6 protein-coding genes and 1 pseudogene are annotated in these 12977 nt (G+C 38.8%); all 7 read right to left on the bottom strand.

The annotated features are described in order from the left end of the window. Positions 1–965, bottom strand: a pseudogene (locus tag AC52RT_RS07145) (hypothetical protein); the annotation flags it as partial. Positions 966–1032: 67 nt separating this feature from the next. Further along, entirely contained in the window at positions 1033–3987 is a 2955-nt protein-coding gene (locus AC52RT_RS07140; RefSeq protein ID WP_495540103.1) for a hypothetical protein, read from the bottom strand. Positions 3988–4059: 72 nt separating this feature from the next. Continuing rightward, positions 4060–4257, bottom strand: coding sequence for a hypothetical protein (locus AC52RT_RS07135; RefSeq protein ID WP_495540102.1), 198 nt, complete (start codon positions 4255–4257; stop codon positions 4060–4062). Positions 4258–4373: 116 nt separating this feature from the next. Then, on the bottom strand, positions 4374–4682 hold the full coding sequence (locus tag AC52RT_RS07130; RefSeq protein ID WP_495540101.1) for a hypothetical protein: 309 nt from the start codon (positions 4680–4682) through the stop codon (positions 4374–4376). A gap of 89 nt (positions 4683–4771) precedes the next feature. Beyond that, a complete protein-coding gene (locus tag AC52RT_RS07125) occupies positions 4772–9286 on the bottom strand; it encodes a hypothetical protein (protein ID WP_495540100.1) in 4515 nt (1504 codons plus the stop codon). Beyond that, entirely contained in the window at positions 9286–11742 is a 2457-nt protein-coding gene (locus tag AC52RT_RS07120) for a hypothetical protein (protein ID WP_495540099.1), read from the bottom strand. Before AC52RT_RS07120 ends, AC52RT_RS07125 begins: the two co-directional genes overlap by 1 nt. A 142-nt stretch (positions 11743–11884) precedes the next feature. Next, positions 11885–12977 (bottom strand): hypothetical protein (locus tag AC52RT_RS07115; protein WP_495540098.1); only part of this gene is annotated, 1093 nt, incomplete at its 5' end.

Raw genomic sequence — 12977 nt, 5'->3', positions numbered from 1 at the left:
GTATAAACATAGCTGTTTTGGTCTGATGAGCTTGTATATTTTGCTGATGCGAAAGTAGTCCCATCTGATGATTCTTCAACAGTGAAACGACCAGAATAGTTCACCATGGAAGCCGAACCTGTTTGTGATTTAGCAGTCAATGTGACAGTAGTTGGGCTATAAACACCAGCAAGTGTTTTCTGAATGGCAGCCGCACTAGCGTATAAGCGATATAGTGTAGGAGTTGTACCCGCTACCCCTGTTTTACTTTTGGATAAAGCAAATCGTCGAGTAATAGAGGCATAGCCTGTTTTGGAAGCTACTAAGTCTATATATGCCGTATCAAGAGACATGGCTGTTACTGTATATGTTTTGCCTGATAGGGAACCTGTTAATCCATTTGGCGTCGATGCCGTAACAGTCCAACTTGCTGATACATCAGTAGCTCCTTCATAAATCGTCATGGTCGTGTTGGCTCCATTGAAGTTACCGCCATTACCAGCTGCATCTGTTGGAATTACATCTGAATCATTGCTCAATACGGCAGAAATGGCACTTGCTCCATTATCTGCACGGTTGAATGTGTATTCTGCTTTAACTAGTAGAGTTGTTCCTGTATCTTGATACACCCAAGAAATTTCAGCTATGAATGTTTTAGAATAAGTGGAACCAGTGAGGATATTTTGGGAGATTTTCAGTGTGCTACCCGATACGGTGTAGGCGCCTGTAGTGGTAAGCGGAGTGGCTGGTGCTGTTGCATCATACCATTTTACTGTAGCTGACCCTATCATATCTACATTTCCCTCTGTCGAAACAAATAGGGATGGTGTTAATGTTGGTCCAGTGGATGAAGTCCAGTTTGGAGTATACGCTCCACTTGTTCGATCATATATTTGCGTTTTTGGGGTTGTAGTCGATACGAAAGCCGTTAAGCTTGGCGCATCGTTAAAATCCACAATTGATATCTGTCCAGTTGCTTTTGCCATTTATGTTTAACTCCTTAAAATTCTCTTTTTTATTACTTAGGTAACGTAATCCATTACTCCTAAGTTTTCAATTATTATCCTCCAATAATTCACACATGAAGGTAGCTCTTCCAAATACATCTTCGCCTGTGATTGAAACTTTTTTTAGGCCCATGTGTTTTGCGTTCCACTCTAAGTCACTTTCCCCATTTCTTCCAATACGGTACCATTTAAAACTGCTGGCAGGAACGGTATCTGTGATTTCGGTGCCGCCCATGTAAACTCGGGCATCCAGTCTTGTTGAGATGTTGCCATTTCGGAAAGAAGTACCATTCGTACTGATGATTTCAACACGATAAGGAATGCGGTCTTTCATTTCTTCCCTTAATTCTTCCGGACTGTATCCTTCTCCATATGTGGTATCGGGACCCACTTCGATGTATTGAGCTTTGATTACCCCTGACTTAATCAGATCCGCGCTCAATTCTTTGATGTGACCAGATGTTATGGAGACTTCCTGAATTTCTGCACTTCCAACTGAAGCCTTTGCCAATATTCCGCTCTGGGCAGTAATTGTCCCGGCTTGAATGTGGTTGGCATTAACGGATTTTGCGGAAATTTCCCGAGCGGTAATCGCTTCGGCAACCAGCTTGTCCCCCGTTATTGTCCCGGCAAAAATGTTCTTATTCTGAACAGCTCCTTCGGAAATTTTCGGATTCGTTATGGCACCGTTTGTAATCCCTTCTGAGTAAACACCCTTCTCATCATAGAGAACGGTTTTCCCATCTTCTCCCCTTACTCGTAACCCATAAAGAGAACCATTTCCATTTACATCTCCTATGCTGACGCGTTCAGTCGGTGTTGTCTGATCGTCGAACACCTGAAGTTTATTGCCTGTGATTCGCAAGTGTCCATTATCGCCCTGGAGTGTTACCATACCAGTATCAATGACACCTGCAGCGATTTTGTTTGCTACTAAGCTAACAATCTTGGCATCTGTAATGCTACCATCTGCTAATTGAGCATTATCTATTGTTCCGGTTCCAATAATAGCTCCGTCTATATAGGCATGCTCGATACTAGCATTAATAACATCAATCATTTTTGCTTTGAGACTATCAAATTCAGCTTGTGAAGCCGAAATGGATAAGGCTTCAATGATCCCTGCAGATATATTCTCTGCTTTCAATTCTCCTATTTTGGCAGCTTCGATTTGGGCTTCCCCTGCATAAAGATTAATAGCATCTATGATTTTGCCTTTCATATGTTCAACTTGTAGCTCACCAATGACAGCAGAATTAATTTTAGCCTTATCTATATTGGCATTGATCGCATCAATGACAGACGCTTCAATGTGGTCGGAATAAAGCTGGCCGATATAAGCCCCGTCTATTTTTGCACTTCCGGCATACAGATTAATAGCTTCTATGATTTGCCCTTTCATATGGTCTGCCGTTAAATCAGAGATTACAGCGGAATTAATAAAGGCACTGTCCGCAACCATTCCTTGTGTATAAATGTTAATCGCATCTACAACATTAGCTTGGATATGGTTTGCTTGAAGCTCCCCAATCTGAGCGGAATCTATGACAGCATGGCCGATATAGGCATTGACGGCTTCGACTATATTAGTCTTTAAACTATCAACACTTAAATCACCTGATTTTATGGCGCTTGCATCCAGGTAGTCTATAAGAGCTCCATGGATATATTTATTGCCAGCGGTCTTATCGAATCCGTCAGGCGGGTTCTTTTCAATGGCTGCAGGAGAGTTGTTGATTGCCTGAATTACATTGTCTTTGATCAAGTCAGGCGTCATTCCCGAATCATTCATCCCCTCTATTTTGGAGAAATGGATGGTGTGCTCATTTTCATTGATCCCGTCTACTATGTTTTTAACGACAGAACCATTATAATCAGCGGTTTCCAAACTAACAGCGGTACCAGGGATTTGTTTATCCTGCCAGGTGTAGATGTTCGGTGATAACCCTACTCCTTCTACTTTTACCTGATTGGTCTTTTTATCAAAAACGATTTTCCCTTTGGAGAAGGAACGGAGAATCCGTTTGTCATCCTCATAATAAACAGGTACGTCGGTTTTCCATTGCCCGAGCTCCATTCCATGCAGATATCTATCTACCTTCTCATTTAACGAATAACGGCTTTTTGGAACCAATGAGTATCCGTCTAAATTAAATAGAGTGGCCAGCATTTTCCCATGAAGAAATAGCGCCTCATTTCCAGTGAATTGATCCGTTGTATCTTCTACTAGAATCTGAATGTCTCTTTCTTTTTGAGCTTTATTCAAATTGAAGATAGCGGTAGATATTTCAGTTGGGGATTTTTTAATTCCATTTTTAATGAAGATATCTTGTGCAAGGAAGAAATCAGTGGGGGTTGTTAAGAGTTGTTCTTGCTTGGGGTTATTCGCATGTGGCTTATTGAAAAGGGTTGTTTCCATATCTCCCGTAACGATGGCCGTTAAGCCTTGTTTTTGGATTGCTTTAAGAAGTGAATTTTGCTTGGTTCGTGTGAGGTAAGTAAAATCGAAGTTCTTTAGCAAAATACCAGTAAAGCCTTTACTCTTAAACCATTTAATTTCATTTTCGAAATAAGCTAAATCACCAGTTTCACATGAAAGTATTCCATATGTGTCGGTACCGCTTTTCTTTATTTCTTCTATGAAAAAATCATATTGAGTGGAAACTTCTTTTTGAAGGATAACGCGTGGGATATACGTGAAGGCATTGATTCGTTCTTCAATTGTGCTGTACGTGTTGATGGATGAACCGCTGTAGTGAATGAAAAACGGGCTTCCAAATTCACTTACACTATTCTTATCTGCCTTATTTTCTAGGGAGACAGATATGGTATTTTTAAGCCCCTCTATTCCAATTACTAATTCCAGTCTCTCGATGGATTCCTGGATTTCATTCACATCATCTGCCAGTACGAAGTCCCCATCAGGATCTCCGTCATAGGCAGCGTTCCGTTTGCGGATGAATTTAGTTAAGGGTAAAGGAAATATTTTTTTAAAATCCATGCACTCACCTGCTTTCTTTTATGATTCATTTATAACCACTTCCTCTATACATTTCCATGTTGGCTAGTTGAGTTAATAGTTACTTCCACGCTTTGGTATCTTTTCTACAATGCCATTGCGCCCATCATGTTTCACCCATTTACGTAGGTTTTCATCATAGACCTCAATCTCAAAGTGAGTGAGATCGTCTTCATCTGCATAGCTCCATTGCAAATGCGTGGTATCTGTTTCCTTGTCGTAATACTGAAAGAGTCCTAATGGAGTATTCACGTTATCACTTCCTTTTTCGACAATGTATGATATAATGTTTATGCTACTGCCAAAGGCTTTCCTTTGGTGTAAAGCAGGATGGCTTTAGCTGTCCTGCTTTTTCTTTGTAAACAAAACTATTCTTTCTTTTTAATACTTAAAAACTCTTTTCCTTTTACTTTAGCAATTAAGGTATCTCCCTTTGAAACTTTCCCTATTCCTTCTGTAGGAATAGATATTAATTCCCCGTGGCGGCGAATGACTGCCATTTTATTTCCTTCATCGGTATGTCCTATATCTATAACTATGAATGTTTCTTCTGATACATTGGATGGAGATCCATTCATAAATAGCCATAAAAAAGTTATCGAAAAAAGAAAAAGGATGGAATAAATCACAATGATTTTTACCGGGATATGCTTCCGTCTTTCGGTTCTTGTTTCCATTTTTTCCTCCTACTATTATTACTTGGTTCATTCCTTTAAAGCATGTTAGCCGGAGAGAAATAAGCTGCCCTCCGGCTATTTGTGTGCTTTTATTTCCATTCAAGAATGTAATACGTACCAAAAGCAACATGCTTATCAATGGATTCTCTTACATATTCCTCTGATAACGTACCACCGTATTCCTTGATGATTGTTTTAGGTAAGGTAATAATTAACACGCCATTACGGTAGAATGCTTTACCATTCCAATTGGATATATCCCAATAGCGTTGTTTTCCTTGTACCCGTTTATCAATTTCCTTAACAGACAATCCTTCTACTATTCCACCGCCTCGGCTTCTGGCATCCATAACGACTGTATCTTCAACACGGGTATGTTCCCGGATTTGGACTTTTGCAATTAAAAGAGCCATTGGATTAGAGGATTGGATGTTTCTCCATTCTTCAAAGCTAAAGCAATGTCGGACGGAATAACCACCCTGGCTTTTCGGCACCAGGTAAACATAAATGATTTTATTGAGAAGTTGTGATGAAGGAACCAACTTGTATTCCGCTTTTTTATTGCCGGACATATAAGTGATCATTGGAAGTGTGGAGTAATGGCCAACAGAAGGGTTTAAGTCTAAATGGAAGAATGTTCGCTGTTCTTCATTGTAATAGCCCTTATACTCATAGAAGTCTTCATAGTAGGAATACTTGGCATACAATTCATCTTTAAAGCTTACCTTTCCATCCAATAGGAATAATCCATTTTGGATATCAACATCTTTTACAGACAGCTCTTGATTGTCGTAATAGCCATAATCTGCATAGATCCCTGTAACCGGATCATATTTAAAGATAACAGCACCTTTTTCATAATCAATTCGATAATTAGTGGAGGGGATAATATTATCAGACGTAGCCCTTCCTCTTGTTGTTTTCAATACAGGAACGGGTTGAGTTAACCAATTCTCTTTTGAACCATATAGAATGGTCTCATTTGTTTTTGTATCATGGCGTTTATTATCCAGAAGATCGTTCACCATTTTCGTATTCTTGTACAATCGTTTGTACACATGGTAATTGCGATAGTCATAATCGGCATATACTTTACCTAGAATATTCTTACCTGGGAAGAAAATAAGTCCTCGTTCAAAATCAATTTCAAATGGGTATTCCTCAAATATTTCCCTAGCATTACCGTTATTTAATTCGTCTAAATAGATATGAACTTTATCATTACGAAGCCAATTTGGGTTAGCTGATTTAAATGTTGTTCCGGTAGAAGCGGAATAACCTTCTGCACGTAGCTGCTCTCTCTTAACCGCTCCTTCCATTAATTGAAGGTTGCTGTGAGGGGCTTTCACTGTACTAGGGTTTAGGTATTCAAGTTCATTTTCAACTGTCATGATACCGATTGAAGGATTGAAGATTTGGGAGCGGTATTCCCTTACCTCATAGGCTTCTTGTTTCATGACTCGGTTTTTATATTGTTCAATGGTATCTTTATCTGCATGACTGAACAATTCAAGCCATTCTTTGTAGCTGAGTTCTCCTTTGGTGAATGAACCATTATGGATTCTCAAATACCAGTTTTCTTTCGGATCTTTCGTTTGTGGGATTTCCGTATAAATTCGACGATCATCCATAACTTTCAAACCAAAATTCCGTTTAGAGGCCCGTACTGTTTCGTAGTCTGTTTGGATGTGTAAGACAAAGCTAGGGTCAATGGTTGCTCCGAAAATGTCTTTATAGCCAATCACTAGTTCATCGCTGTAATACCATTCTTCACCTGTTTTACGGTCAAATAATTTCAGATTCAGCAATGTGTTTTCTGCTTGTGTTTCATCTCCAAGCTCTATTTTGAAAAAGACTTTATTTTGGTCGTACCAGTCACGGCCACTTGGAATCCCCGGTAATAACGTATGAAGATGCCCAAGACTCACTAGCCCTTCATTCTTCTTAACGGTTCCTCTGTACGAAATCGGCGCTCCTGTCTCACGAGCAAATACGCCCATCTCTAAGCCAGTGGCACTATCCACTCCTAAAGAAGTCCAAAGATGAATGAATGGTGTGATGGTAAAGCTGTAAGGAACATCTGGATTGGCGATGGTGATATTGGCACTTTCAAAACCTTCCGCTTCAATATCAATAGATGAACCATTTGGTTTAATGCTAAACAAGTATATTTGTTTTTCACCTTCATTACTCGGCACTCCTCGTACCGCTCCAATTGTTTCCAGGGAAATATTATCGAAAGATGCTTTTCCATAGCCATTTCCATCCACAAAACCTAATCTGATTTTTACCATTTGTGGCTTGTCGATATGGAATGTAGTTTCCACCTGAACCTTATCTTTTGTTCCTGATATATCTGTTGAAGCAGCAATCTTTTCTCCGGTCAGCGTGTAGATCCCTACTTTCGCTCCCCCGGTTGTAATACCGGCCACTCCTTTTACAGATAGCCATGCTCTAATTTTATAATCATCTACAGATAGATAAATGTCTTCGCTTTCCCAGTAAGAATGAGTTCCTATGCTTGTATTTGTACAATCAACGGATATTTGTCTTACTCCAAAAAGAGAAACGGTAGATTCATGTGAAAAAGCGACTGTGCTTCCTGCTAATTTTTTTGTACTCCATGAAGGAATGGCATCAGCTTTCGTATCAGTCCATTTAGTAATAGGCATACCGGTTGAATCCAATGAACCAGATTCAAAGTTAGAATTTCCAATAGTCAGTTCTTTATCGCCCTGTACATTATGGTGATACGTTCCTACTGCATTATAGAAGGATGGTTTGCTATAAACCTTCACATAATCTTTCATGTTTGAATGCAATATCTTCTTGGCCACAATTTGATTGGCATTGTAATCATTCCGGTCATTGATATAAACATCAGAATTGTTCACTTTATATTCCTGTTGGAACAGGTTATCCCGGTGATAAATGAATTCATTTCTCCAAGGCGTGAACACCCACTGTTCTTCTGCATGAGTCATTAGCAAGTTCAGAAGGAATTTCACACTTTGATCAGCATTATGATAGAAGGAACGTAATAATCCAGCATTGGAAATAATCAATGTCCCTCTTTCATTCACTTCTTTTTTCATGACGGATGGGCCGCCATTTACATGCTTGATAATCTCTGTCCAATTTCCTGCCGATTCGTTACGTCCAAATACGATAGCTGGCGATACCTGGTCATATCCTAATGAAGCGGGATCGTTTATCGGGAATAATCGGTTGCTATATGCGTCCGCTCCCTTTATCTCTCTCACTCCAAATTCAGTACTGCTTACAGAAAATTGAATATCAGAAATGAATGTGTTTCCATAAGAAGTAGTAAAATCAAGTACGCTTGTGCCGCTCCCCGCGTTATCGACGATAATGCAACCGCCATTCTGCAAGTAGCTTTCCAACTTCTCTTTATACATGGATAGATTTACTTTTCCGTATCCAGTTATCACGATCACATCAAAATCTTCATAATGATGATTCGGCATATTTAAATCAATGGACCAGTAAGTAATATCTGTTTTTAATAGTCCGTCCTCTATCGGATGCGGATTGATGAGCTCTAAATAAGACGGTAACATTTTATGCTCATTGATTGCTTTCCCTATGGAGGTTAAGTTTTCTACTGCCACTATTTCATGAACAAAATAAAAACCGATATTTAATTGACCGGGATTCGTTTCACTTAGCTTAGTCCGTAGTTTTGCCTCTACCCTATGCTTGGCAAACTGAGGGGTACGAGTCTCATAATTAGCAATCAACAAATCCGAGGTTGCCTTAAAGGAATATTGATTCCCGTCTTGCATAGCCGTGTATATTTTAAGATGTTTATATACATCCGGTTCGTTTTCCATATCTTTTACTGCTTGTTCAAATTGAGCATTCGTTACTTCGCTAAAGAATGGATAAGCCTTCAAGACTTCTTCTTTTAATTCAGATATCCCCTTTTCAGGAGCATAATTCGGATAAGCAACTTTATAGGTGATTCCATCTTGGTTGCGGAAATTTGTCATAACTGCAATACGGTAGATAAATCCTTCTTCACGAATGAGGGTGATCTTATAAGCGTCTTCCGGCTTAATAACTCCACCATTTGCTTCAATCCGTATCGCATTACCGATATAGGTTAGCTCTTCCCTTTTATCCGGCTGAACAGCTTCAAAAGAGATAGCTTCCTGTTCTAGCTGGCTTGAAAAACCACCTTCGTATGGAAGGACTTGTGAGGAACGAATATCAAAGCGTCCAGCTAGCTCCATTCGATAAAAAACAGGTTTTGGCGTGTCCTGACGATTCTTTTTAATCGTAAATTCATCAGTGATAGAAATGGCATCTGTAGGAAATTTTATTTGACCTGCATTCGTTTCTAACTGATAGTCCTTATTGGGATAAACGATATATTCTTTTTCTGTATAATCGGAAAGACCATTCTCTTCAATTTGATAAGAAACGTCTTCCAATAAGATATTTTCTTCTGGAGAAACGGCTTTTGATGATACGTAAGCCAGGTTTGCGCTATTGGTTGGCACTTGTCGTCCTACACGAATGGCGTACCCCATGTTTCTCTCTGCTTTACGCACCATATCTTTATGAGGTTTGAGTTCCATTAATTTAAAGCCTCCCAATCACTTAACTTGTTCAAGATGACTAATAATTCATTGTCGATCTCATTTGTTTCCAATACGCTCACTTCATCAATAGAAATACGCCCATCCTTATTTAAATCCAGAATAGAGACAAGCATTTCATCTTCATGCAGCTCAACACCTTCATACATGAGAAGATAATTGATGATAGTCATTTTTTGTTCTAACTTTAGCTTTTCTGAATCACTAAGTTGACTCATAACTGTTCCCGTAATAGGTCGTAGCAGGATTTTATATCCAATCCCAATGCCATTGTCTAAATCGGTAATCCAGATATAATCCTCAATTAACTCTCCATCTACTTCTGCTTGAAGATAAGGAGCATGATATTTATACAGATATTGTCCGGATCTCTTCTGGGCTTCCACCGCATCTTTTGAAACATGTCGGGAAATGAATCCTTTATCAGCTGTTACCTCTAAATTGGAATGAGAAAGGAAATTGCCTTGGTAGTCGAGGGGTTCAATGACTAATGTGGAGAAACTTGAACCGTCTGCAGGTAAACGGTCCGGTGTGGCCGTAATGCGGAAACTGTCTGTTTTATTAGTGGTATTGGTAATGTACATGAATCCTTCATGATTTTGATTCTGAATAGGGTTTAAATCAACCATAGTCGCCAGCTTTTTCATTTCACCAAAGCGATTGCCTTCCTGATACACAATCCGCTTCCCACCTTCATGTTTAGAAAAATCGATTCGATATCCATCTACCGCTTTTATGTTGTAATCAACGCTATAGCTATTATCCACCTGATAGGTCGCATATAAATATTTGCCCCTTAATGTTCGTTTTACATAATCAGATAAAGAGAAATAAATCCGCTTTCCTTCTATTAAATAAGGTTCACCTATCTTCTCCCCCTCTTCTGTTTCAATGGAGATGTTTCGAAATTTTTCATTTAAATGGTTATAAGCCACTTCCACAAAATCACTTCTGCCATCATATAAAAATGGCTCTGTGTTATGTGTTTTGTATTCTCCCGTTTCGGGATCAAAGAAAGATACTTTTCGTAATGTATCTCCGTTTTCCTTTTGGACCAGGATAGGAGAATGATCAATGGGAGCTACAGGGATTTCAGACCACGTTACATTCTTACCTGTTATTCCACCTTCAAATAAGGATTGAGTGACAGCCATTGGTAATTCTTTTTCTAAATCGCTCATCTGGCTAATCTCCTTATTAAACAGCGCCCACTCTTCCAATATGATGGGAGCAATAATGGAGTTCTCTTCCGCAAATATCAGACGGTCTGCTGTGTTAGCCAATAGGCTTCCGTCCTCTCCGCTGGCATGCTCTTCATTCACATACAGGTTCATAAGGTTCTGATTCCATGTCAGTAAGATATCCAGTGTCCCTTGTTCGCTTAACACTGCAGGTACAGAAATGGATTCTCCTTTAAGGGTAAATGTAATGGCATCATTGCCATAATCCAATCGTAACTGATTGTCGTTCGTTCTCATGATTGTTTGTCGCCCTATTACTGATTCATCAATGAAGTTTTCAGGAGCGGTTATTTTCACAAACAGGCTCCCTGCCCCTGGGGAAACTTTCTCTTTTAATGGGTAAATCAATTTTGATGTACCTGCAATGGCCCCGCTTGCTCCATAGCTTTCAATATAGGGTGAAGCGAATTGTCGTTTTTCTAATTGAGTTTCGCCAATGATTAATTCATTATTTGTTTCGAAAGTAAGTTTCCCGGTAAAGGCACTGGCTAATTCTATTTGTTCTGCTTTCCTTCCAGCTTCAGGGCTATTAATCTCACCGTTTACGACTCTTTTATTACTGGAGTCTATTAGAACCCATTCTCCTATTCCTTTCGCAAAATAGGAAAGGCTATGCATACCTGCTGCTATATTAATAGGTTGAGAGTATGTTGTTTTTTGAGATTCCGAGCCTGTGAGTTTCATACATTCCTTATCTTCTAGAATTTCTCTTTTGACTTCTCCCCCACCTCTAACCCATTCAGCAGATTGAGGTTCTTCTATACTGGCAGAATAAAAGTATTCTCCTTTTTCTCCAAAGATCCGGACTGAGCCATTTGTGAATAAAGGAGATTCGAATTTAAAGATTACTTGATTATTTAACGAAACAGTAAATTTTGAACCGTTTGATAAAGTAACCAATTCAGTTTTGTTCGTTAGTTCGCCTACAATGACCTCACCGTAAACTTTAGCTGCTCCTTTGACATAAGCACCTATATGAAGCTTTCTTTCCTTATCCAAGCTTATAAATAAATAGTTATCATTATTTAGATATTTTGGAATTAACGCTACCCGTTCAGTGGGTTTTGCGAATGAGTAACTGATTTTACTATCCCCGTACATTTCATCTGATACAGGAACGAAACCAGCACCCATAAAAATAATCGCATCCGATATGGTATCGTGGTTTGCGATTGTTCCAAGTTGCGTGTACATTGCTTAGCACCACCTTAAATCTGTATTCTGTTGACAATCTAACCCTAAACGAGTAAGTATGTCCATCATGAAAAGGAAGGAATAAAAAGAAAAGCTACTGGTAATCCAGTAGCTTCTAGCAGTACACATACTATTAGTCTTATTAATTGAAGGAGCCAAATAGGTCGCAAGCAACTTCCTCATCCTCTTCGGGTTTTTCTTTATCAGTTTCTTCAATCGCATAACCCGTATCAACAAGGCATGTAGCGTCTTTAAGACCTTTTGGGTGGTGTATAAAATTACCAGCATCCATTCCAAAGAAATTAAATTTTGGCTCTTTAGGTGTTTCGTAGTTTTCCCAATATTTTAATTTCCATTTTCGAGGAAAGCGATCTGTGAGTGTGCCTTCCGTAATTCCTTGCTTTAAATTGTATATAATTTCTATAGCTTCTCCGTGAGAAAGTGCATCAGAACCAATAAATTCAAGTTTCCAAAAAGGATTTGCACCGACGATATAGCCCCTCTCGATACAATTAATAATGTGATCAAGTATTTCTTCGTTAATCACATATCTGTATGGGATATCGTCCCTCAATTGATTCAAATCTATATCATAAATCTTACCGAACAATAAAAGTTCAGATGCCGAAAAAGTATCCATATTAAACTTACTTAATGCTGTTTTATATTTAAGCCCAATTGCTTCAGCAAACTCTTTCTTTGTGACTCCCTTCTGCTCTAATATCTTCTCCATTTGCTTTGAGACAGAGAAGTTAAATGATTCGGTCTTTTGTTTTTGATAAGCAAGAAAAACATCTAAAGCCTTTTCAAAATCAGTGAAAAAAGTTTCTTCCAGATCAGGCTCATCCCATTGATAAGGGTCGTCAATAAGTACATATGTATTCTTGTTTAATCCTTTTGTTTTTTTCATATTGGTTATTTCTTCTCCGTTTTCATCCATGAAACCAAAACGTAAAAATGGCTGAATCGGTAATTGAACTTTGACTATTTCATTAAGATCTAATGTTATTTTTTTAGGAGCATTATAGTAAGGGATTCTATATGATTTTTTATCATCAGACGTTAGATAAAAATAGTTAAAATCAGCATAAACATAAACCGCTTCTTCATCAGAAGTATACTCAGCTAACTTTCTCAATAATGCGTTATTGCATATCGCGTTATTCGTACCTAACATACGATCTGTTCCAACATTAAGGCCAGCAATGGTACAAAAGAGGCTGGTCATATCTGCG

The sequence above is a fragment of the Peribacillus sp. genome (assembly GCF_059453735.1).
This window is presented reverse-complemented; position numbering and strand designations above follow the sequence as displayed.